The 23,483-nt window shown below is 47.9% G+C and carries 16 protein-coding genes; 12 read left to right on the top strand and 4 right to left on the bottom strand.

The features are described 5' to 3' along the window. The first annotated feature begins 158 nt into the window (after window positions 1-158). Window positions 159-2,852 carry a cadherin-like beta sandwich domain-containing protein gene (locus WGC32_RS13490; protein WP_342682643.1) on the top strand — a complete coding sequence of 898 codons (2,694 nt, stop codon included), beginning with the start codon at window positions 159-161 and terminating at the stop codon, window positions 2,850-2,852. 683 nt (window positions 2,853-3,535) lie between these two features. Here the strand turns inward: WGC32_RS13490 and WGC32_RS13495 are convergent. Both WGC32_RS13495 and WGC32_RS13500 read right to left on the bottom strand, forming a co-directional pair. Beyond that, window positions 3,536-7,075 (bottom strand): ABC transporter ATP-binding protein/permease, encoded by a 3,540-nt coding sequence (locus WGC32_RS13495; RefSeq protein WP_342682645.1) that lies wholly within the window; start codon window positions 7,073-7,075, stop codon window positions 3,536-3,538. 41 nt (window positions 7,076-7,116) lie between these two features. Next, window positions 7,117-7,386 carry a DUF1294 domain-containing protein gene (locus WGC32_RS13500; protein ID WP_342682647.1) on the bottom strand — a complete coding sequence of 90 codons (270 nt, stop codon included), beginning with the start codon at window positions 7,384-7,386 and terminating at the stop codon, window positions 7,117-7,119. An 81-nt stretch (window positions 7,387-7,467) separates the two neighbouring features. On the opposite strand from WGC32_RS13500, the gene WGC32_RS13505 reads away from it, so the two are divergent. The 7 genes from WGC32_RS13505 to tsf all read left to right on the top strand — a co-directional run bounded on the left by WGC32_RS13505 (window position 7,468) and on the right by tsf (window position 15,672). After that, complete coding sequence (locus tag WGC32_RS13505) at window positions 7,468-8,157, top strand: TetR/AcrR family transcriptional regulator (RefSeq protein WP_342682649.1); 690 nt, start codon at window positions 7,468-7,470, stop codon at window positions 8,155-8,157. A 2-nt stretch (window positions 8,158-8,159) separates the two neighbouring features. After that, on the top strand, window positions 8,160-8,864 hold the full coding sequence (locus WGC32_RS13510; RefSeq protein ID WP_462933642.1) for an ABC transporter ATP-binding protein: 705 nt from the start codon (window positions 8,160-8,162) through the stop codon (window positions 8,862-8,864). Window positions 8,865-8,867: 3 nt separating this feature from the next. Continuing rightward, entirely contained in the window at window positions 8,868-12,404 is a 3,537-nt protein-coding gene (locus WGC32_RS13515; protein WP_342682651.1) for an FtsX-like permease family protein, read from the top strand. Between the two features lie 132 nt (window positions 12,405-12,536). Then, a complete protein-coding gene (gene sigG, locus WGC32_RS13520; RefSeq protein ID WP_191482667.1) occupies window positions 12,537-13,322 on the top strand; it encodes an RNA polymerase sporulation sigma factor SigG in 786 nt (261 codons plus the stop codon). A gap of 91 nt (window positions 13,323-13,413) precedes the next feature. Further along, a complete protein-coding gene (locus WGC32_RS13525; protein WP_191482641.1) occupies window positions 13,414-13,707 on the top strand; it encodes a YlmC/YmxH family sporulation protein in 294 nt (97 codons plus the stop codon). A gap of 202 nt (window positions 13,708-13,909) precedes the next feature. Beyond that, window positions 13,910-14,653, top strand: coding sequence for a 30S ribosomal protein S2 (rpsB, locus tag WGC32_RS13530; protein WP_191482642.1), 744 nt, complete (start codon window positions 13,910-13,912; stop codon window positions 14,651-14,653). Between the two features lie 104 nt (window positions 14,654-14,757). Continuing rightward, the gene (gene tsf, locus WGC32_RS13535; RefSeq protein WP_342682655.1) at window positions 14,758-15,672 is read left to right on the top strand and encodes a translation elongation factor Ts; all 915 of its coding nucleotides are present in this window, start codon (window positions 14,758-14,760) and stop codon (window positions 15,670-15,672) included. A gap of 178 nt (window positions 15,673-15,850) precedes the next feature. On the opposite strand, the gene WGC32_RS13540 is transcribed toward tsf, so the two are convergent. Both WGC32_RS13540 and WGC32_RS13545 read right to left on the bottom strand, forming a co-directional pair. After that, entirely contained in the window at window positions 15,851-18,802 is a 2,952-nt protein-coding gene (locus WGC32_RS13540; RefSeq protein WP_342682657.1) for a GH32 C-terminal domain-containing protein, read from the bottom strand. Between the two features lie 9 nt (window positions 18,803-18,811). Then, window positions 18,812-19,108 (bottom strand): hypothetical protein, encoded by a 297-nt coding sequence (locus WGC32_RS13545; RefSeq protein ID WP_342682659.1) that lies wholly within the window; start codon window positions 19,106-19,108, stop codon window positions 18,812-18,814. A 294-nt stretch (window positions 19,109-19,402) separates the two neighbouring features. Between WGC32_RS13545 and WGC32_RS13550 the strand changes: the two genes are divergently transcribed. The 4 genes from WGC32_RS13550 to WGC32_RS13565 all read left to right on the top strand — a co-directional run bounded on the left by WGC32_RS13550 (window position 19,403) and on the right by WGC32_RS13565 (window position 23,462). Then, window positions 19,403-19,678 carry a metal-sensing transcriptional repressor gene (locus WGC32_RS13550; protein WP_191482645.1) on the top strand — a complete coding sequence of 92 codons (276 nt, stop codon included), beginning with the start codon at window positions 19,403-19,405 and terminating at the stop codon, window positions 19,676-19,678. Between the two features lie 327 nt (window positions 19,679-20,005). After that, window positions 20,006-20,779 (top strand): DeoR family transcriptional regulator, encoded by a 774-nt coding sequence (locus WGC32_RS13555; protein WP_191482646.1) that lies wholly within the window; start codon window positions 20,006-20,008, stop codon window positions 20,777-20,779. 55 nt (window positions 20,780-20,834) lie between these two features. Beyond that, window positions 20,835-21,851 carry a sugar ABC transporter substrate-binding protein gene (locus WGC32_RS13560; protein ID WP_342682662.1) on the top strand — a complete coding sequence of 339 codons (1,017 nt, stop codon included), beginning with the start codon at window positions 20,835-20,837 and terminating at the stop codon, window positions 21,849-21,851. A gap of 87 nt (window positions 21,852-21,938) precedes the next feature. Then, window positions 21,939-23,462, top strand: coding sequence for an ATP-binding cassette domain-containing protein (locus WGC32_RS13565; protein ID WP_191510256.1), 1,524 nt, complete (start codon window positions 21,939-21,941; stop codon window positions 23,460-23,462). Window positions 23,463-23,483 lie beyond the last annotated feature (21 nt).

A 23,483-nucleotide genomic window follows, 5' to 3' on the forward strand; every position in this document is an offset into this window, starting at 1 on the left:
ATACCATCTGGCTGGCCGCCGTTTTAATTTTGAGATGCTCAGCGGCTTGATTTTGTATTGCATTTTTTCGCCTCCCTAAAAATCTGAAATTTCTACTTGACTTTTATTAGCAGGTCTTTAACCTTCCCACCTTTGAGGGAGGACAGTTTGGCCTCATTTTGGCCACAGGCACAACGGCTACCTTCAATAATGTGAACTATTATTCCGCCGTTCAGCCGGAGATCGCCAGCATTACGGTGGAAGGCGCCCAGATGAACGAGAAGTTTGATCCTGATGTCCACGCTTACATGGGCAGCGTACCCAATGGGACAACCTCTGTGAATATTACAGCTGAATGCACAGAAGGTTTGGTGCTGAGCATTGGAAATACCACTGCGACCAGCGGCCAGCCGGTTAATGTAGCACTGGGTGAGGACTATAATACCATCAAGGTGGTAGCTCGGGATCCAGAGTCGGGCCTTTCTGTCAGCTATAGCATCAACATTCAGCAGATGTTTGATGAGGAGACCATCTACGATCAAGAATACCGTCCGACCTACCACTTTACCCCCTACCGGCATCAGATGAACGACCCCAATGGGTTGGTTTATAATGAAGTTACTGGGGAATACCATATGTTCTTCCAGACCAATCGTGGCTTTGACAGTGGTGTCGGTACCGGGACAACCAGCTGGGGACATGCGGTCTCCAAGGATATGGTCAATTGGCAGGAGCTGCCCTTGGCCATCACCCCGGATGATCTGGGTGTCATCTACTCTGGCTCCGCGGTCATCGATTATAACAACACCTCTGGATTGTTTGACGAGAGTACGCCTCCGGGAGCCAGAATGGTTGCCTTCTACACCAATTACGGTGGGGATACTACTTTGGGCTTGACCAAGCAGTCTATGGCTTACTCCACCGATAATGGCCGTACTTGGATCAAATACGAAAATAACCCTGTTGTTTCCAATGTCGGCGGCATTTACGGATCTTCTGCCCGTGATCCCAAGGTCTTCTGGTATGAAGACGCAACGATGGAAAACGGTGGCATTTGGGTCATGGTCACTGTGGATTATCTGGAACCTCATGTCCATATGTTTACTTCTCACAACCTTATTGACTGGAAGCACAGCGGACAGATTATGGATATCAACGGGAATGCCTTTGGTTCTGAGTGCCCGGATCTGTATCCTCTCGCTCTGGATGGCGATGAGAGCAACGTCAAATGGGTATTCAGAGGCGGCGGCGTCTTCTATATCGTTGGTCATATGGAAAAGACCGGTGAAGACACTGTCATGTTTGTTCCTGAGACCGAGAATATCCGGCCCCTTAATGGTATTTCCGATCAGTTCCCTGGCATCCCTGAGCCTGAGCTTTACGCGACTCAGTCCTTCTCCAATGAACCCAATGGACGCCGGGTTTCCATTAGCTGGATCCGTGAGCGTGGCGGCAATGTCCCAGGCCGAATCTGGAACTCCGCGCAGTCTCTCCCCACAGAGCAGACCCTGCGCACTGTCAATGGCGAGCCCCGGCTCTTTAGCTATCCCACAGAAGAAGTCGACGCTATGCGGGATCAAAAGATCTTTGAGCTCAAAGGCGCGCAGCTGGATGAAAGTAGCGAAAATGTTCTGAAGGACGTTAAGTCCACCAACTGCGACATGGATGCCACCATTACCTTGGGAACTGCTACTGAAGTAGGCTTCAAGCTCCGTCAGGGTGGAGGCCGCGAACTGATTATCACCTATAATAAAAACGACGGCAAACTCTATGTAGACAAGCGGACTTCAGATGGAGACAATGTCCTTGATGTCTACAAGCCGGATATGAGCATGATTGATGGAGATACCATCAAATTGCGGATGATGTTGGATCAGATCTGTTACGATGTCTATGGTAATGATGGAGAAGTTTGTATCCAAGGCTTCTTCTATAATGATTTGGCCAACAATAGTATGGAATTCTTTACCAACGGTACTGTGACCTTGGATTTGGATATTTACTCCATGAAGGCTATGGATCGTACTCTGCCAGAGCCCGAGCCCGTTCCCACAGAGCTGAGCAATCTGGAACTCTCTAACGGCACCCTGGATCCCGCCTTTGACAAGGCTACCCTGAACTACACCGCCACTGTGGCAAACTCTGTCTCCTCTGTCAAGGTCATGCCCACCTACACCGGCGACACCGCTGTTACCGTCAACGGCAAGGACGTCGCTTCCGGCGCCTACTCCGAGGACATTGCCCTGGAGGTTGGACCTAATGCTATTACCGTAGCAGCAGGAGATAAGACCTACACCATCACCGTCACGAGAGAAGAGGAAGAACAGCCTCCTGTAGGCGAGAAACCTCTCCTGGATGGCCTGGAGTTGTCTGAAGGAACTCTTACTCCCGCCTTTGACAAAGACACCTTCTCTTACACCGCTGCCGTAGGAAACGAGGTAGAGGGTGTGCAGGTGAAAGCCTTCTTTGCCGATGGCATTACAGCCATGCTGGGAGAAGAGGCGCTGGAGAGCGGCTTCTACTCTGAAGAGATCCCGCTGCAAGTAGGAGAAAACGAAATTGTAGTTACGCTGCGCCTAGAAGGTGAAGAGAGCGAATATGTGATTATAGTGACACGGGAAGAGGAAGCGGTGACAGAGCCTGATCCCAATCCTGGCACCGACAAGCCGAGCATCCCTGGATCTGATGAAGGACAGGCAGGCGGCAATGACTGGAACTGGCCGGGAGGCAGTGGAAATGATTCCACCGGCGGCACTGGTTCCGGAGAGAAAGAGAACCCCGCTTCCGGAGACAGCAGCATGGTAGCTGGAGCGCTGGCAGTCCTGGCCCTGAGTGCTGGCGCTGTAGTGGTTCTCTCCCGCAAGAGAAAGTAGTTCTAGTTAAAAGATCTATCATATTTTTCATACAGTATAAAAGAAGATCGGCCTCCAATTGCGGAGGCCGATCTTCTTTTGGTGATCACAAGAAATGTATTTTTCTTTTAATCAAACAACTCGGAAATCTCATGCTGGCAGTAAATAAGATTTAATACTTCAATATTTTTTAATCACATTGTTAAAAAACGAAAGCACCTCAATATTTTTCATTGAGGTGCTTTCGTCAGGTTCTCAATATCTTGCCAGAGTATGTTTTTGACATGCATTTGACTCCGACATCTGTCGGATTATAATTCCCAGAAAATGGGAATTCTGAAAGTTGTACTATTGCTTGCCGTACGCCATAAGGGTAAAGCTTATGAGCACGGCCTGTCTTCCAATCAGATTCCCCCTTTCTAGTTTTTATGTCCCACGGTTTTCGGGCTCTGAAAACCGCAATGATCATTACCTTTGGGTTTATGATATATAAAATTGTAAAGCGGTTATGTGATGGTTATTTGAAGATCACATGAATAATAACGGAAAATACACGGCATTCAAATTGTTTTGTTATCGCAATGTTTTTAGGATGATCTCAAGGGAAAGGAGACCGCAAAAAAGCGCAGATCGATACTGCGCTTTTTTCATTTATTTGATTGTGTCTAGTTACTTACTTAATTCTCCACATAGATATATTTTTCTCACTCCGCACGCAAGGCGGTAACAGGATCGCTCTTTGCCGCTTTTCTAGAGGGGATGAGACCGCCGATCAATGTCAAAACCACGCTGAGCCCAATCAAAATGACGCCATAAACAGCGGGGAGCGAAGCGTTGATGTCTGTTGTTCCTGCGAGAGAATGGATTAGTGCATTTCCCGGGATCAAAAGGAGCAGTGTCAATCCAATGCCGATGACGCCAGCACATAGCCCAATGATAAAGGTTTCGGCATTGAACACCTGAGAAACATTGTGTTTGGAGGCACCAATGGCCCGGAGAATACCGATTTCCTTTTTCCGCTCCAGTACGCTGATGTAGGTAATAACGCCAATCATAATAGAGGACACAACAAGAGAAATCGCTACGAATGCAACCAGCACATAGCTGATTGTATCCACAATTTCAGTTACGGAAGTCATCAGTGTTCCCACCATATCAGTATAGCGAATCATCTTACTTTCGTCGCCTTGCGCTTCCATACGGCTGTTGTAATCGTCAAGAATTTCGGTGATAGCCGCTTTACTAGAAAAATCATACGGATAAATAGAAATTTGATTTGGATCCTTTAGATCAGCATATCCAAAGTTTGTCAAATTGTTGTCATAGGATGCATTCTCGCCGGACATAAGGGAACGGAGCAGTTCGGTAAGTTCCTCTTCACTCATATTCATCTGGATGGCCGAATGAAAGGTGTCTGAGTCGATTTGGAAAGCTTGCCCCAGGTTATTTCCCAATTGTTCCATGGCCTGCTGCATTCCGCTTTCCATATTGGTTGCTATTTGACCCATGAGTTGCTCTATCACAGAGGAGATTTGGTTTTGCATCGCCTGCATGATCGCCTCGGTAAAAGAAGACATCATCGTCTGCATATAATTGCCCAATACACTGGAGAGTTGGGCCTGTAATGTTTCCGTATCCAGGATCCCGGCGATGCCGGCGGCTATCTGCTGCTGGGCCTGGGGTGTCTGTAAATAAGCGGAAAAATGCTCGCCCATTTTACTCGGATCAGGAAGCTGATTGGCGATGGCATATTCCTGATAGCCGCTCATTATGCCGCTGATCAGCGCTTGTATTTGCTCTGGAGAGATTGTGATTTCGCCGCTTATCTGTAAAACATCTGCAGCACCTTCTGCGATGATTTGCTGTGCCTCCGGCGTCTGCAGATATAATGCCAGGTATTCGCTGAACCGATCCGGATCAGTCCACCCGTTGGAGGCCGCATACTCCTGGAATCCGGACATAATGTTCTGCACCAACTCCTGGAGCTGCTCGGGAGACACGGTGACCGTTAAATCGGATTGGATGATATGCTTGATGCCTTCTTCTAAAATCTGTTGTGCTTCCGGAGTCTGTAAATAAGCCATAAAATATTCATCGAGACGGGAATAGTCTGCCTCTGGATGCTCTACAGCATAATCGTTATATCCAGCTAAAAGATTGCCAGCGAGCTCCTTTATCCCTTCCGGTGAGATAGAAAGATCCAATTCACCCATCAGATCTTCCAGTGTCAGATCAGGCAAATCCGGAAAATCAAAGGTGAACTCATCCGGATTCACTAGATCAGACAGATTCAGGGAACCGCCGTCCATATTAAGAAGGCTTGACCAATCGATCTCTATTGCACCTGCATCAAATCCAAATGCATTCTGCAGAACGTCTTCATCAATAGTGAAGAGAGAATCCAGGTTAAAGGGGCTCTGGCCATTGTCTTCGCCAAAAGGATTGCCCGTGAGTACATTGATATCTGGATTTTCTATTTGTTCCTGCACAATAGGGCTGGCAGCAGCCTGCTCCACCACATATTCCGTCAAAGAGGCCGGATAGGCAATTCCGGTGCTTAGCATAGCGGCCGAAGCATCCTCCGCGGGCTGCACTACGCCCACAATTGTAATGTCTTCACCATTGCTGACCAGATTTTGCATATACGCGTCATCGTCGGATTTATCTGTCCACACATCATAAGTAGAGTCATATTCATAGTAATCAGAGGCGTTCACCAATTTAAAGGAGATACCAAGGAAGTCTTCATAGTTGTATGATCCCATATTGTCAGGTGTATCCACCGCTTCATTGGCAAGAAACTCCTGGATCATTTCATCCAACTCGAGAGGATCTCTCAGGCCCAGTGTATACAGCATAAAATCGCTAATACTACCATTGGGGGTAAGAACCACAACACACTCATTATACCGTTGTGGCCAGCGCCCGGCCTTAACATCATACTGTTCACGAAATAGCTCCGTATTCTCCGGCATTTGATAAAAGACATCGGTACTCATCATGGAGGACATAAAGCTGTCAGATTCTGTACCGATGCCCAATGCAGAAAAGGAGTGGTCTGGGTTTACCTGCCGGATGTCGCCGCCATGCCGGCTGTAAATTTGCGGCGCTACATCATAAGAATACTCAACCGCCTTAGCATAAGGCTCAATGCCGGTGTTACCACTGTCCAAATACTGTTTAAGGGACTCGAGATCATTGGGATCTACCCCCGAAAACATACTGCTGAGGGTTTGTGAAATTTTGACATCTCCCGTGTTGTCGCCCGACTGATTTGCCAAGACACTGGACATCATCGCGGAAAAATTCATTGTCGTCTTTTGAATTTGTAGTGGATACTCCGAAAGCGTCTCTTCCTCCAATGTTTGAATATAGCTGTTAACACCGTTGGAAATGGACAAGATCAAAGCAATTCCAATGATACCGATAGAACCGGCAAAGGAGGTCAAAATGGTTCGGGCCTTTTTTGTCCGCAGATTGTTAAAACTGAGGGAAAGAGCGGTCAGGAATGACATAGACGCTTTTCCCATGTTTTTATAAATAGGCTTAGTTTGTGCCTTTTCAACCTCATAGGGGTCGGAGTCCGAACGGATCGTTCCATCCTTTAGCTTGACGATTCTGGTCGCATAGAGCTCCGCCAACTCCGGATTATGGGTTACCATGACGACCAGCCGGTCTTTTGCCACCTCTTTGAGCAATTCCATGACCTGCACACTGGTTTCACTGTCCAATGCGCCTGTCGGCTCGTCGGCCAAAAGAATATCCGGGTCATTGATCAGCGCTCGCGCAATAGCCACACGCTGCATCTGACCGCCGGACATCTGGTTGGGCCTTTTGTGGATCTGTTCCCCCAAGCCCACCTGCTCCAGCGCTCGGATGGCACGCTTTCTGCGCTCCGCTTTGGAAACGCCGGAAATTGTGAGGGCCAGCTCTACATTGGCCAGTACTGTCTGGTGCGGGATGAGGTTATAGCTTTGAAAGACAAAACCAATGGTGTGATTGCGGTATGAGTCCCAATCCCTATCTTTATATTTTTTCGTGGAGATTCCGTTAATAATCAAGTCGCCGCTGTCATAGCGGTCAAGTCCTCCGATAATATTGAGCAGTGTGGTTTTTCCGGAACCACTGGGCCCAAGGATAGCCACAAATTCATTATCTCTTAGATTCAGACTGACATGATTCAGGGCCTGTTGCACCAAATTTCCAGTCTTATATTCTTTGCAAATTTGTTTAATTTGAAGCATAGAGAGAAACTCCTTTTGTATACTCAGTTCCAATTGTATATTTAAAAGAGAAAGTGATATAGGAGCCAGATCCCTATAGCTTCCGCCACAAATATAACTGGAACACCGGCCATAAAGTACCAGTGCTTGGTTTTATGATGAAATAGGAGCATAGAAAGGTAGAGTCCCACGCTTCCTCCTAATATTGCCAGAAGAAATAATGTTTTTTCCGGTATCCGCCATCGGTGTTTCCGAGCGGCCCGTTTATCAAAGGCGCAGACGAAAAAAGCAATCGCATTGATGAGCAATAAATAATACAAGAGATATCCCATGAATGATCCTCCTTCTTCGGTATTATACCATATTTTGATGTATGTGAACTTAGGCCAAAATAAGAAGAGGCTGTGAACGAAATGGAAACTTTAATCTTAAACACGCGTTTACTATTGAATAGAAAAGAGAACAGAACTATAATAAAGAAAAAAGGAATAATGAACGGGTGTTTAATTATGCAGCGACCAAAAGAAGAAATTAGACAGAACATTTTGAAAGCTGCGGCGGATGAGTTTGCGGCAGTGGGTTACCGGCAGGCTTCCATGAGAAAAATCGCGGAGAAGTCTGGTATCACACCGGGAAACATCTACGCTTATTTCGAGGGGAAAGACGATTTATTTGATCAGGTGACGGCACCAACGGTAACTGAACTGGCTAGATTTCTGGAAGAAGTCTACAAAGGCGCGGATATCAATCAAAACAGTGTTCAGCAGATTACGGACGCAGTTGCGGATATTTTTATCAAAAACCGCAAGGGATTTTTAATTCTTACCGATGCCAGCGCAGGGTCAAAACACGAAAATATTAAGGGGCATATTGTTGACGCTGTGGAAAAGAGACTTACTGGAGAGTTTTTGCCTCGATTAGCCCCGGCGCACCGTCATACTTTATTGGCAAGGGCGCTGGCGTCTGCTATTATTGAAGGTTTGCTCTGCATCTTTAGGGAGTGCTATGACAACGATTCTCTCCTTTACCAGGGGATCAATGCGTTCATGGCGGTGATCCTGAGCGGAATGGGTCTCAGCATCGGCGTACAGGGAAAGGGATGAGGATGATGGGATTTGTCCATCTGGAGCATGTGTACAAACGCTATCGAATGGGTGAAGTGACCATTACAGCGACCGATGATATTTCATTTGACATTGAAAAGGGGGAATTTGCTGTCATTGTAGGCTCCAGCGGAGCAGGGAAGACGACGGTGCTTAACATCCTTGGCGGCATGGACCGCTGCGACGAGGGGATCGTCATGGTGGACGGCCAGGACATTGCGCAGTATAAGCCGCGCCAGCTTATTGAATACCGCCGGTGGGATATTGGATTTGTCTTCCAGTTCTATAATCTGGTACAGAATCTGACTGCTCGGGAAAATGTAGAGCTGGCTGCACAAATCTGTAAAGATCCGATGGATGCAGATGAGGTACTGCGCCAGGTGGGTCTAGGAGAGCGTCTGGGAAATTTCCCGGCGCAGCTTTCTGGCGGCGAACAGCAGAGGGTTGCCATTGCGAGAGCCTTAGCAAAACGCCCCAAGCTACTGCTTTGTGACGAGCCTACCGGCGCTTTGGATTCAGAAACGGGCAAAGCCATCCTAAAACTGTTACAAGATACCTGTCATGAGACGGGGATGACGGTGATTGTGATCACCCACAACTTGGCTATTACCCCGATGGCGGACCGAGTGATCCGGTTAAAAAACGGCAAGGTGCGAGAGATGAAAATCAACGAAAATCCGAAACCAGTGGAAGAAATCGAGTGGTAAGTGATGAAATACAGTGCGTTGTTCAAAGAGATGTTCCGAGAAATCTGGAAGTCCCGCAATCGTTTTCTCTCGATTTTGGGGATCGTTGCCATCGGATGCGGCTTTTTCTCGGGTATTAAGGCCAGCTGTCCGGACATGAAGTTGACGGCTGAGCAATATTTTGCAGACAATAATTTAATGGATCTTCACCTGGTGTCGACATTTGGGTTTAATGAAGACGATCTTTCAGCAATTTCTCAGATGTCCGGCATAGGGGGCGTCATGCCAGCTTATTCCACTGACGCTTTTGTTACATCCGGAGAAAATTCTGAAATGATTGTCCATGCTGTTTCGATTCAGACACCTCAGCCTGAATCAGATGATGAGAATTATATGAATCGGCCTCAACTCATTGAGGGGCGTCTCCCGGAGAAATCGGGGGAATGCGTTATTGACGAGAATCTTAATGATTCAGGGCAATATGCTATAGGCAGTACTATTACTCTGGAACCAGACAGCGGAGAGGATCTGTCCGAAACGCTGGATACCACGACATTTACGATTGTTGGCGTTGTGCGTTCCCCACAGTATATCCACTTAAAGCGTGGCAACACAACGATTGGCGACGGCGTCATTGATGCATTCATTATGCTTCCGGAAGAAGACTTTTGTGTGGAGGTTTACACCGATGTCTACTTGACATTAGCCGCCACAGAGGGGCTTTCCCCCTTTTCTACTGAATATGAGGAGACGGTAACGTCGGCGACAGAGGCTTTTGAAGATTTGGCAGAACGCCGTTCTCAAGAACGGTACAACGAAATCTATGATGAGGCGGCGGCGAAAATTGAAGAGGCAAAACAGGAGCTGAGCGACGGTGAAAAGGAACAGGAAGAACAACTTAGCGATGCCCGTCAGCAGATTGCCGATGCCGAACAGGAAATTAGCGACGGCTGGAAGGAGCTAGAAGACGGACAGCGGGAATTTGATGAAAAGATTGCCGATGCCGAGCAACAGATTGCCGACGGCGAGAAAACCTTGGAAGACGGTGAGAAGGAGTATGAAGAAGGCCTTGCCCAGTATGAGGAAGGCCTGAAGGAATACGAGGAAGGGCTGCAGCAGTTCGAGCAGGAAAAAGAAAGTGCTCTGGCTCTGTTGCAGCAGTATGAAAGCCAGGCGGAGGACTTGCGGGGGCAGATTGCCGACGGCGAAGCGCAGATTAGTGGCGGCAGAGGACTGGTACAGGGCATCGGTGGAATCACTTCTTCTTTTGAAAATGCCAGCATTTCTGATCCTACCCAGTTCCCTCCAGAGGTGAGCGGAATCATTGAAAATGCAGAGCAGCTTTCCTCCATGCTGCCTGACGGCTCCTTGCCAGAAGGGGTGAGCATATCCGGCATCCTGACCCAATATATTACTTCGGCGGCGGGCAGCGCGGAGAAAGCTACCCTCAAGGCACAGCTTGAGGGGCTGACAGGCCAGGTTTCCACAGTTTTGGATGAGCAGGAGGCCAACCTTCAGGTGGCGAAGGACGGTCTGGCCCAATTAGAGCAGGGCATTGAAGAGGGTTATCGGGAACTGGAAGAGGCCCAAGCGCAGCTGGATGAGGCAAAGGCTCAGTTAGATGAGGCAAAAGCCCAGTTGGACGCAGCCCGTGAGGAACTGGACGCAGGCTGGGCAGAGCTTGAAGAGAGCAAAGCCACCCTTGCCGAGGAAAAGGCCAACGGAGAGCAGGAACTGGCAGACGCCAGAGCCCAGCTAGAAGATGGAGAAGCTCAGCTGGAACAAGCAAAAATTGATTACGAAGAAGGAAAAGCAGAATCGGACCAGCAGTTAGCGGATGCTCGCAAGGAGATCCGGGATGCTGAAAACGAGCTGGAGGATCTGGAAGGCCCCCAGTGGTATGTATGGGACCGCGAAAACAATCCCGGTTACTCGGATTACGGAGATGACGCGGCTAAGGTTGATGCTATCGCAACCGTGTTTCCCGTCTTCTTTATTCTGGTGGCGGCGTTGGTCTGTCTGACCACCATGACCCGTATGGTAGAGGAGCAGAGAACACAGATTGGTACCATGAAGGCACTGGGATATGGCCGAGGCGCCATTATGATGAAATATGTAACCTATGCCATCCTGGCCAGTATTTTGGGAAGCGCCGTTGGACTGAGCATTGGTATGCAGCTCTTCCCCAAGATCATCATTAACGCTTACGGTATTCTGTATGATCTGCCCAAGGCGCTCACCCCTTTCCGCTGGGACTACGCCTTCTGGTGTACATTGGTGGCGATTGCCTGCACCGGCATTTCGGCGCTTATCGCATGCTATAAAGAGCTGCAGGAGAGTCCGGCGCAGCTGATGCGTCCCAAAGCGCCGAAAGCGGGAAAAAGGGTCCTGCTGGAGCGCTGGACCTTCCTATGGTCCAAACTCAGTTTTACCTATAAAGTGACACTGCGTAATTTGTTCCGCTATAAAAAACGGATGTTGATGACGGTCATCGGCATCGGTGGATGTACAGCCTTGATTTTGACAGGCTTTGGCATGCAGTACGCCATTACTTCTATTTCGGATCGCCAGTTCGGAGATATCTTTGTATATGATGGAGTAGCGGCGGTCGAGAGCTCGGAAGCCGAAGGCGGTATTACCGCTTTGGAGCAGAAGTTTTCACAAGCATCCCAAGTTTCCAGTACATTGCAACTGATGAGTAAAAGCGTTGATGTACAAAACGGGGATACGGTAAAGAGCGTGAGCCTATACGTCCCCCAAAAAACGGAGGATCTTTCCCAATATATTGTCTTGCAGGAACGCGTTGGAAAAGCGCCCCTTTCCTTGACCGATGAAGGGGTTGTTATCAATGAAAAATTAAGCAAGCTGCTCCAACTGGGCGTAGGCGATACCCTGACCATCAACGAGCCGGATGGACGGCCGATTCAGGTGAAAATTACAGGGGTAACGGAGAACTATGCTATGAACTTTGTATATATGACTCCGCAACTCTACGATGAGGTTTTCCGGGAGGAACCGGAATACAACATGATTTATTTCAATATGACCGATCCATCCCAAGAAAGTGAACTTTCCAACTACTTGATGGAACAGGACGGTGTGCTGGGAGTTACTTATACTGCCAGCAGCAGCGGCCAGTTTGATGATATGGTCGGCAGCTTGGGAATTATCGTGTGGGTGTTGATATTCTCGGCGGGAGCACTTGCCTTCATTGTTCTCTATAACCTGACCAATATCAATATCAATGAGCGTATCCGGGAGCTTGCCACCATTAAGGTGCTGGGCTTCTATGACAGAGAGGTATCAGCCTATATCTACAGGGAAAACACTATTTCGGCGCTGATTGGTATGGCGGTGGGACTTGTAGTTGGCATCTTTTTTGAGCGATTTGTCATTTTGACTGCGGAAGTGGATATGGTGATGTTTGTTCCAGATATTGCACCTTACTGCTTTATTCTTGCAGCAGTTTTAACCATCCTTTTTACTGTCATTGTTAATATAGTTGTGCACTTTAAGCTCAAAAAGATCGATATGGTAGAGTCGCTCAAATCTGTAGAGTAAAAAATAGGGAACGGAATTTCCGTTCCCCTATTTTTTTAGAAACAATTGGAAACTCTCTCCTTATGCATGTTCAGATATTCCCATGCCCATACTGTGAAGGTAGGCGCACGGGCGCCACAGCAAATCAGCTGGATGGGAAGTGTGGATGTGTATCTCAATAAAGTAGAGTTGACAGGCGTCAATACATCCAAGTTGACAGTGTTGAAAGAAGCGGAAAAGGTGGAGCTGCTCAAAAAGGTGAAGCAGGGGGATGAACAGGCAAGGGAGAAGCTGATCAACGGAAATTTGCGGCTTGTGCTGAGCGTAGTGCAGAAATTTGTCAATCGCGGAGAGAACCTGGATGATCTATTCCAGGTGGGCTGTATTGGGCTGATCAAAGCCATCGACAACTTTGATCCGAATCAGAATGTGCGCTTTTCTACCTACGGTGTGCCGATGATCATCGGGGAGATCCGAAGATATCTCAGGGATAATAATGCCATCCGCGTCAGCCGCTCTATGCGGGATATCGCCTATAAAGCCATGCAGGTCAAGGAACGGCTGACGGGAGAAGAACTGAAGGAGCCGACAGTGGAGGAAATCGCCAAGCAGATGGAAATGAAGAAGGAGGATGTCGTGCTGGCCCTCGAATCCATTGTGGATCCAATTTCCCTCTATGAACCGGTATATTCCGACGGAGGGGACACGATCTATGTCATGGATCAGGTAGGCGATAAGAATGACGATACCAATTGGCTGGAGGAAATCTCAATGAAAGAAGCTATCTCCCGCCTTTCCGGCAGGGAGAAAAAGATTCTGTCCCTGCGCTTCTTTGAAGGAAAAACCCAGATGGAGGTCGCCAGCGAAATCGGGATCAGCCAAGCCCAGGTCTCACGGCTGGAAAAGGGAGCGCTAGAGAGGATTAAAAAACAGATGTAAAAAAGCATGCACACTGGATGGCAGTGTGCCTGCTCCTTCGATACTATTTTTACTCCCACAGGAATATGATTTTAAGAAGGGAGTGAAGGAAATGAGCTGTCGAATTACGGACTTAAGGCATAAAGACGTGGTTAACATCAAGGATGGATGTGTGCTTGGATGTGTCTCTGATGTGGAGATTGACACCTGTAATGCCTGCGTGGTTGCCATTATCGTCTATGGAAGACTGCGCTGTTTTGGGTTGTTGGGCCGGGAGGATGACATTGTCATCGGCTGGAACAAGATTCAGGTGATCGGGGATGACATTATTCTGGTCAATTTTGATATGCCGCGCCGACGTCCACGAAAATTCGGCAGCATGATAGAAGGACTTTTTAACCGGTGATAGGCGAGAATGTCGTCTTACCTCAAAAGCATTGCAAAAACTGCAAGGAATAAGAAAAAATTGCTTGCAAGCAGAGCGCGTCCATGCTATAATATATCGGAAAAACACACGTTTTGCCGCTGCAGATCAGGTGCTGGTCCAAATGAACCGGTCATTTTGCAGAAACGGCAAGACGGAGGAAAAACCTAAGGAGGATTTTATCATGGGCGTAGTATCTATGAAACAGCTTCTTGAGGCTGGTGTTCATTTCGGACATCAGACAAGAAGATGGAACCCGAAAATGGCAAAGTACATCTTCACAGAGAGAAACGGCATCTACATCATTGACCTGCAGAAAACTGTGAAGAAATTGGAAGAGGCTTACATGTTCATCCGTGACGTGGCGGCCAGCGGTGAATCCGTCCTGTTTGTGGGAACTAAAAAACAGGCTGGTGAATCCATCAAAGAAGAAGCCGAGCGCGCTGGAGCGAACTATGTCAACGCCAGATGGCTGGGTGGTATGCTCACCAACTTCAGAACCATCCGCCGCAGAATTGACCGTCTTGCACAGCTTCGCACCATGGAAGAAGACGGTACCTTTGATCGTCTGCCCAAGAAGGAAGTTGTCAAACTCAATCTGGAGATTGAGAAACTGGAGAAATTCATGGGCGGTATCAAGACCATGAAAAAACTGCCGGGCGCTATGTTTATCGTTGACCCGCGCAAAGAGAGAATTGCCGTTGCAGAAGCAAAGAAGCTGGGCATTCCCATCGTGGCAATTGTCGACACCAACTGTGACCCGGATGAAATTGATTATGTTATCCCCGGCAACGACGACGCTATCCGCGCTGTCAAGCTGATTGCCCAGACCATGGCCAACGCTATTCTCGAAGGCAAGCAGGGTGAGCAGGCTGAAGAGGCTGCCGCGGAAAAAGAGGCCGAAGAGGAAGCAGAGGCAAACGCATAAGGCGTTATACCCTTGAAATGAGAAGAATGCCCGTGCCAGCTGCCCGGGCATTCCTATTGTAACATACTGAAAAAATCTGGAATAATCAATAGGAGGATTCTATTATGGCTTTTACAGCAAGTGATGTTAAAGCACTCCGCGAGAGAACCGGATGCGGAATGATGGATTGCAAAAAAGCACTGTCCCAGACCGATGGCGATATGGAAAAGGCAATTGAAATCCTTCGCGAAAAGGGACTGGCTGCTGCGGCGAAAAAAGCAACTCGTATCGCTGCCGAGGGCTTGGTATATGCTTTGGTTGACGATGCCAAAAAAGTTGGTGTTATTATTGAGGTCAACGCAGAGACTGACTTTGTTGCAAAGAACTCTGACTTTGTCGCAATGGTAGACACCTTTGCAAAGACCGTAATTGCTGAAAATCCTGCTGATGTGGATGCTCTGCTGGCTTGCAAAGCTGTAGGTTCTGACCTGACTGTTGCAGACATTCTCCGGGACAAAATCCTGGTTATCGGTGAAAATATGAAGATCCGCCGTTTCACCCGTATGGAGGGTGAGATCTGCACCTATATTCATGGCGGTGGCAGAATCGGCGTTATGGTGAAATTTGACGTCGACAGCGCTGTGGCAGCAAAAGAAGAGTTCAAGAACTTTGCCAAAGATGTTGCCATGCAGATTGCCGCTGTATCTCCTCAATACCTGAACAAAGAGGATGTCCCGGCTGATGTAGTCGCGAAAGAGAAGGAAATCCTCACAGCACAGGCAATGAATGAGGGCAAACCTGCTAACATCGCTGAAAAGATGGTTATGGGCAGAATCAATAAGTTCTATAAAGAAGTTTGCCTGGTAGAGCAGCCCTTTGTTAAGGACGGCGATATAACCGTAGGCAAATATGTTGAAAATACTGCCAAAGCACTGGGCACTTCCATCAAGCTGCTTTCCTTTGTCCGCTTTGAGAAGGGCGAGGGCTTGGAGAAGAGAGAAGACAATTTCGCGGACGAAGTTGCCAGCATGATGAAATAGTGGTTCTCCATATTTAATAAGCATGAGGAAAAGAAGGTCATATCCCGTAGAGGATATGACCTTTTTGTTTTAGGCAGGATATGTTTCACGAGCCGACGGTTTTATATAAATAATAGCGCTTTTGTGTTCGATTATGCGGAAGTTCTTTAAGTAGTTTTCAAAGAAGCAGTTCAAAGGGTTATTTTCGTTGGTAATACCATGCTTCAATACGTTTCGAGACTTCATTTTCAATTTTAAGATTGATCCGGGTTTCGGACTCTTTAACCTCATTTTTCACATCCTGAATAGCCTGGAAAAGGATTTGAAACTGTTCAAGCATTTCTTTATCCATCGCGACAACCTCCTTGGAACTACAGTATAACATGACCTTGACAGAGGAGACAGAGTTTGCCACGGTGGCGGTGTAATTCAGGGTATCCTTGTCAAAAGCAGGAGCCAAGGTGCCGGTGGAGAGTTCCAGATCACTCAGCTCTGTTGGAATGGGCTGGACAATGGTGTCACGCCAAATGGATTTCATTCCATAGATGTTCAGCGAGTCAATTGTCACATTTCCGCCAGTTGTAAAGAACTCCATACCGGTGTTGGTGGGCTCTGTAAAGAAATAGCAGGAAAAAGCAGCTTCGCCGTCATTACCGAAAGCGTCGATAATAGATGTATCCACCAGAATACGCATTTTGATCTTATTACCCTCAAGAGGCTCTAAAGCATAAGAGTAAATTCCGGTCTTAATCTTACCGGATTGATCACGGTCCACGGTCATTACTTTGGTTTCGGTGTTATATTTGACAACGGTCTTTTTCCCATCCCCAGTACGCAGGTTAAAGCCAAACTCTTTGGCATCTCCGAGAGTAAAAGTAGCCTCGATATCGGCCAAAGCTGTATCTACATCTGCGAGAATATTGGGCGTATCAGGAGTAATTTCTTTGTCCTGGCAGGAATAGAGCAGATCAGAACGCAGGGCGTTGACCTCTTCAATGGGATAGGAAGTCAGCCGCACCTGACCATTGATGGTCTCCAATTTGGTTTCCATAGGCAGGGATTGGGCTCCATCCCAAACTTTACCTTCGGCAACTACTTCGGGATTCTGGGTGGTTGTGTCGTCGGGCATCCAGCTAATGAGGATGCGGCGGCCTTGAGGGTCGTTGTAAAAACTCTGGGTGGCATACATATCAGGCCCAGCATTGAGCGCAGGCATCCGGTCACTTTCAGCCTTAAAGTGAATGAGATTGTCAGCCCCTTTTTCCAGAGTACCAATGACATAGAAGAGACCGCCGCCGGTATAAATCCACTTGGTTTCACCGGTGCCATCTACCTTCAGTGGGAACAGGTCTGGGCACTCGGAAGAAATGGGAGAACCATCGGCATAGGTCATGTCGTCGTTGTGGGTCCAATGGATCAGGTCGGGGGAGGTGAAGAGACGGGCCTGGCTGCCTGCTACCACCATCAGCCAGAGGGATTCATCCTCTAACCAGATGACCTTGGGGTCACGGAAATCTTTGGTATACATATTGCCTTCGTTGCCGATAACAGGGTTGCCGTCATATTTATCCCAGCTCATACCGTTGTCGGTAGAGATAGCGATGGACTGGGTTTCCAGGCCATAAACGGCATGATCGCCATATCCATGGTTGCTGTAGATGGCGACCATACGGCTCTCGGGAGGCGTATAATTGGGATCCGAGGGATCATCGACAAACAAGCCGGAGGTGTTGTCCTTATCAATAACAGCGCTACCTGAGAAGATGTAGCCCAGTTCGTCCACTGCCATTGCGATGGGCATTTCCTCCCAGCACACCATATCCTTAGAGACTGCATGGCCCCATTCCGCGCCATTGCCGCGGTTGTACTGATAATACATATGATATTCACCGGTAGTGGAGTTGTAGATCAGTCCATTGGGATCATTGAGCCGCTTGATCTCAGGAGAGAAGTGGAACTGAGAGCGATATTTCTCAAGATAGGAGGTCTGAGGATCTCCTTTTCTCTTGATAATCAATGTGGTAATGGAAATAAACCCGGTATCCTCATCTTTGACATGGATGGTCAGGGTGTTATCCCCCACCTCGAGGGGGATGGTGGTTGCCTGTCCTACCTGTACAGGTTCTCCATTGATGGTCACCGACCCACTACCAGATATCGTAGGAGTCAGAGAAATGGAATCTGTCTCATAGGGGACCTGTCCGGCATATTCATAGATGTCGGGAGAAAAGGCGGGCAGCAGCTGAAAATCCGGGCTTTCCAGGCCAGAAAGAGAAGCTAGGGACTCAGAATCCAGTGGCTGATAGTTGACGTTCTGGAACACAAGTGTGGAGCCGGACAGATTCAGGCCAAAGACTCCTGACAAGCATTCGTCGTCAGAAGCAGTGATAGCCAACTGATTATCCACATACAGGTTGATAGATGGCCCGCTGCATACCACACGCAGGTGATAGGTCTCCTTATTTTCCGTTAGGTTATAGGGACCGCCTACGTGGCGTTCATTGATGACCTGCCCCGCGCTATTCTGATTAAATTTGAGCAGGCGGATATCTCTGCCCTTAACCATGGTGGCAAGATAATAGACGTGGTGATCCTCGGCGGAACGGAAAATAAGTCCACCTGCACAGGCGCCGCCCACAAAGGTTACATCTGCGTCATAGATAAAATCAGAAGCAGAAGTGGTGCTGAAAGCCGCACAGTTGCCGTCTCCTACACCCTGATAACCGTTTTCAGTTTCGGTCCATGTGCCGGTTTCGCCCTGCCAATTTTCCAGATTGGTCTCGAAGTTGGGGACGACGGGAGGTGTATTGTCGGTAAACTGGATGTTTTCGAATTTGGCGGCCGTTGCGCAGCTGGCAAATCCAACATATCCGCCGGTATATTTTTCATAGGCCGGCATGGTGATTTTTGGGGTCTCCATATCCCGGACATAGACTTTAAATACCTTGTCGGTGCCTACTTCCAGTTTGATATGTACCGTTTCACCGACCGAGATAGGCTGGTCCAGGATAGCGGTTTTATCAAAACCGGTGAGATCCTGTTCAATAAAAATACGGACACTGTTGGGGCCTAAATGGACGGCGCCCCAATAGGTGGCGGGATTTTCCTTGTTGGTGACGCCGAAGAGGAAACCGGCCAAATTAAGATTCATAGCACTCGACTAAAGGGTAATGTCCGCTTCATATACAAATGCTTTGGCGCTGGTGCCAGAAACTGCAAAATTGTTGGCTCCAGTATCCTCTAGGGTCAAGGTGTTAGATGGTTCATCATAGGACATGTTGGGGCCGGTCCAGTTTCCCAGCGGTCCTGTTTCACCCTGCGCGGCAGGGGCTGATGCTGGCTGGGGGACATCAATGGCGAAAACCAACCCAGTCCCCATGGATGAGCAGGCAATAAGAATTGCCATCACAAATGCGGTAAGTTTCCCAGCTATAGATTTGGAAAATCTTCTTCTCATGTTTTTTCGTACCTCCTATTTCTTCTTTTCCAATGGTGACCGTCATTTTTTTACCTCCTTTTTCAGGCACACCATTTATCACTATTTTATATGAATTCGTAGAAAGATAAAAGATTTATGATAGATGTTTATAATATTCAGTAAAGTTATCCGAAAACTATCAGCTTGTTTTAGTAAAGTTCATTCTGTTATTTTCGACTCTTTACCAAAGGCTTGACTTAGGAATTGCTTGACAAAAGCTGATTTTCACCGGATAATAATACATATGCCCCTTGTGGTATAGGAGGTGTAGCAGTGAGACAATGTATGGATGCGGATAATTTGCACCGGCGGCTAAAAAAGATCATCGGCCAAGTGCAGGCCATCGACCGAATGGTAGATGAAGATGTGCCTTGTGAAGATGTTTTGGCGCAGATTAATGCGGCAAAGTCAGCACTCCACCGGGTAGGACAGGTGGTGCTGGAAGGGCACATCCAACACTGCGTCAGGGATGGAATCGAACATGGAGACGCGGATCAGACCATTGCCAACTTTACGAAGGCGGTGGAGCGCTTCGCCAATATGACCTAATTGCAGAGAGGAAAAAACCAGCTGTGAAGGCTGGTTTTTTTTATTTTTGGAGCATCGATAAAATGAGATTCAGACAAATAGAAAGGTGATATAATATGGTGAAATGTTGATTATTTTTGTGCATTTAGCTGAATGCACAAAAGGGGATAAAAAATTACAGCAATTATACAAAAAACGGTTTTTTCTATTGACAGTGAATTTATAGCTAAATATAATGTTGACATAGAATAAAAGAAATAAAAATACTTTCGAATGAAAATAAAAGAATGTTGTTTTGAACATAGAAAAGGAAAGAGATGGATTATGATTCCTATGGGAGAAAAAAAGATGACAGAAAGACAGACCCAGATTTTAAATATTATTTCAGAAGAAAAAAAGGTAGAAGTCATCAAGCTGGCGGAACTCATGAACGTGACCCAGGTTACCATCCGCAAAGACCTTGACTTTTTGGAGAGCAAAGGTCTCATCCGCCGTCAGCACGGTACGGCGGAGCTTGACGCGGAGGACGATATTACCAACCGATTGGCCTACCATTATTATCAGAAGTCGCTGATCGCAGCGCAGGCTGCGGAAATGATCGAAAATGGCGAGGTTGTCATGATCGAATCCGGATCCTGCTGTACACTGCTGGCGGAACAAATCGTGCAGAAAAGAAAAAATGTGACCATCATCACCAATTCTGTTTATATCGCGAATTACATCCGGCCGGCCACCTCCAATAATGTTGTCTTGCTGGGAGGCTCTCTGCTCATGGAGCCAATGGTAACTGTCGGGCCTATTATGTGCCAGGCCGCGACCAATTTTTATGTGGATAAGTTTTATACTGGGACGGATGGTTTTACCCCGAATGGATATTTTACGGGAAAAGACATTATGAGGGTGGAAACAATTCGAGTGATGTCGAAACAAGCCAAGAAGACGATCATCCTTACCGAATCGAATAAATTCTCCCGGCAGGGGACGCTGGCCCAGTTCCCAGCGGACGACGTCTATGCGGTTTATACGGATACGAAGATTCCGCAAAATGTCAGGGAGTATTTAGAGGAACACAATGTGGTTGTCAATACAGTAGATACAACCAAGGGAAGGGAGGGAAAATAAGTCAGCGTTTTATTGGGAAGAAAAATTTAGAGCAATGCGAAGGAAGGGTATATTTATGAAAAAGGTATTGTCAATTTTACTCGTGGTAGCACTTTTCATCGGCTGTTTGGCAGGATGCAGCGGAAGCGGCGATGGAAGCAGTCAGTCAACCTCTGACTCATCCGCATCCACTTCATCGGGTGATGGAGAGCGGCTGAAAATCGGTATTGTCTTAAAGACCCTGGCCAGCGAATACTGGGTGGATATGGCCGAAGGTATTGAGGCCAAAGCAGAAGAACTGGGCGTGGACGTTGAGATCATGGCCGCTGCCTCTGAAAGCGACACCGGCGGGCAGCTGCAGATGCTGGAAGATATGGTATCCGGCGATTATGACGGCATTGGCGTCGCGCCTATTACCGACACCAACCTGATCAACGGTGTGGCCGCCGCATGTGAAAAAGGTATCCCCGTGGTTGACTTGGACCAGAGCTTTAACGAAGAGGAACTGGCAGCAGCTGGCGGCTGGCTGGTAGGCTATTGCACCACCGACTATGTGGTCACAGGGGAACAGGCCGGAGAGTATCTGGCACAATGCATGGGAAACAGCGGTAAAGCCATTATCATCGAAGGTATGGCAGGCAACCTTTCCAGTGAATCCAGAAAAGAAGGCTGTACCAACGTTTTGACCGAGGCCGGCATCGAGGTCGTTGCCTCCCAGCCTTGTGACTGGGACCGCCAGAAAGCCATGGATGCCACCACCAATCTCCTGAGTGTAAATCCAGATGTAACCGGCATCTATTGCTGCAATGATACCATGGCCCTGGGCGCGCAGCAGGCTGTGGATAACCTAAACCTTGGCGATCAGGTCTTTGTTGTAGGTACCGACGGTAATTCCGAGGCCATTGAATCCATTGCCAGCGGCCACATGGCCGGTACAGCAGCGCAGAAGCCGGATGTCATCGGCGCTACCTGCCTGGAAATGCTGGTAGAGTTCATCCGCAGCGGTGAAGAGGGCGGCATGGACTATGAGATGGAAAATGTCCTGTTGGATTCCTACATCATCAATCGGGAAAATGTAGAAGAATATCGATAATAGTGTAGAAGAATAAGAAGTAAACGCAGAGTGCCTCCTTTTGGATTTTACCCAGAAGGAGGCACTTCACAGAAAGGGAAAAGGCATATGGAAAATCTCGTCGAAATGAAGGGAATTACCAAGCTGTTTCCAGCTGTCAGGGCGCTGAGTGAGATCGATTTGGATTTACGCCCGGGAGAAGTTCATCTGCTGTTGGGAGAAAATGGCGCCGGGAAATCCACATTGATGAAAATACTCAGCGGTGTTTATACCCCTACGGAAGGGATCATCCGCATTGGGGAAAAAGAATACAAATCCCTGACACCGCAGCTTTCCCAAGAAAATAAAATTGCGATTATCTATCAGGAACTGAGCGTTATCAATGAGCTAACCATTGCAGAGAACCTGTTTATCGGCAAGCTACCGGTCAAAAAGCTAGGGGGATTTTTCCCCATTGTCAATCGGAAAGAAATGATCAATCGGGCAAAGGAGCTGCTCGGTCAAGTTGGCTGCCACCATGATCCCCTGACACTGGTCAGTGAACTTTCCATCAGCGAAAAACAGCAGGTGGAAATTGCCAAAGCGCTGGCCAGTGACGCGAAAATTTTGGTGATGGATGAGCCTACCTCCTCTTTAAGTGCTGAAGAGACTGAGCAGCTTTTTGCCGTTATCCGGAGCCTCAAGGAAAAAGGCGTAGGGATCATCTATATCTCCCACAAGATGAGCGAAACCCGGGCAATCGGAGACCGTGTCACCATCCTCAAGGACGGCAAGCGGGTCACCACCATGGATATGAAGGATGTCAAGGACGAAAACCAAATCGTCTCCCTCATGGTGGGCAGGGAACTAGCGCATCAAATCCTGCGCCGACCCAAAGCGGATGGGGAACCGGCGCCAGAAGTGGCCCTTAAGGTAGAAAACGTCACCCGGGATGACGAAAAGGTACGAAACATCAGCTTTGAACTTTATAAAGGAGAAATTCTGGGCTTTGCCGGATTGGTAGGTTCTGGACGGACTGAGCTGATGAACACCCTATTCGGCGCCGAAAAGATGAAGGAAGGCAAAGTATGGCTAGACGGTGAAGAAATCCAGGTGCGTTCCCCGTACCAAGCGGTAAAAAAGGGAATGGCTTTTATTACGGAGAGCCGTCGAGAAACAGGACTATTTGACAACTTTGATATTACCAAAAACATCGCCACGGTTTACAATATCAAGCGCACCTCCCTGGCGGGACTTTCTGGACTGATTCATACCAAGAAGGAACGGGAGATAGCCCTCAAACAGAAAAAGGATCTCTCCATCCGCTGTACCGGCGTAGACCAAATGGTCCTTTCCCTTTCCGGTGGAAATCAGCAGAAGGTCATTGTGGGAAAATGGCTGGCGTCCGAGTCGAATCTGATGATTTTTGATGAACCTACCCGTGGCATTGACATCGGCGCCAAGAGCGAGATTTATCAAATCATGCGGGGCCTTGCAGATGAGGGAAAAGGCATCATCATGGTTTCCTCCGAGCTACCCGAGCTTTTGATGCTCTGCGACAGAATCGTAGTATTCAACAGAGGGGAAATCGCGGCCATTTTTGATGGAGAAGAAGCAACGGAAGAAAAAATTATGGCGGTTGCGGCCAATTAAATAGAAAGAGAGTGCGGTGAA

The organism is Zongyangia acetica (assembly GCF_038739695.1).
GTDB lineage: Bacteria > Bacillota > Clostridia > Oscillospirales > Ruminococcaceae > Zongyangia > Zongyangia gallinarum.

What these genes read in the sequence shown, in the direction of transcription:
- WGC32_RS13495 (WP_342682645.1), bottom strand. Translation starts at nt 7,075, where the DNA reads ATGCTTCAAATTAAACAAATTTGCAAAGAATATAAGACTGGAAATTTG.
- WGC32_RS13500 (WP_342682647.1), bottom strand. Translation starts at nt 7,386, where the DNA reads ATGGGATATCTCTTGTATTATTTATTGCTCATCAATGCGATTGCTTTT.
- WGC32_RS13505 (WP_342682649.1), top strand. Translation starts at nt 7,468, where the DNA reads ATGGAAACTTTAATCTTAAACACGCGTTTACTATTGAATAGAAAAGAG.
- WGC32_RS13510 (WP_462933642.1), top strand. Translation starts at nt 8,160, where the DNA reads ATGATGGGATTTGTCCATCTGGAGCATGTGTACAAACGCTATCGAATG.
- WGC32_RS13515 (WP_342682651.1), top strand. Translation starts at nt 8,868, where the DNA reads ATGAAATACAGTGCGTTGTTCAAAGAGATGTTCCGAGAAATCTGGAAG.
- sigG (WP_191482667.1), top strand. Translation starts at nt 12,537, where the DNA reads ATGGGAAGTGTGGATGTGTATCTCAATAAAGTAGAGTTGACAGGCGTC.
- WGC32_RS13525 (WP_191482641.1), top strand. Translation starts at nt 13,414, where the DNA reads ATGAGCTGTCGAATTACGGACTTAAGGCATAAAGACGTGGTTAACATC.
- rpsB (WP_191482642.1), top strand. Translation starts at nt 13,910, where the DNA reads ATGGGCGTAGTATCTATGAAACAGCTTCTTGAGGCTGGTGTTCATTTC.
- tsf (WP_342682655.1), top strand. Translation starts at nt 14,758, where the DNA reads ATGGCTTTTACAGCAAGTGATGTTAAAGCACTCCGCGAGAGAACCGGA.
- WGC32_RS13540 (WP_342682657.1), bottom strand. Translation starts at nt 18,802, where the DNA reads ATGAATCTTAATTTGGCCGGTTTCCTCTTCGGCGTCACCAACAAGGAA.
- WGC32_RS13545 (WP_342682659.1), bottom strand. Translation starts at nt 19,108, where the DNA reads ATGAGAAGAAGATTTTCCAAATCTATAGCTGGGAAACTTACCGCATTT.
- WGC32_RS13555 (WP_191482646.1), top strand. Translation starts at nt 20,006, where the DNA reads ATGACAGAAAGACAGACCCAGATTTTAAATATTATTTCAGAAGAAAAA.
- WGC32_RS13560 (WP_342682662.1), top strand. Translation starts at nt 20,835, where the DNA reads ATGAAAAAGGTATTGTCAATTTTACTCGTGGTAGCACTTTTCATCGGC.
- WGC32_RS13565 (WP_191510256.1), top strand. Translation starts at nt 21,939, where the DNA reads ATGGAAAATCTCGTCGAAATGAAGGGAATTACCAAGCTGTTTCCAGCT.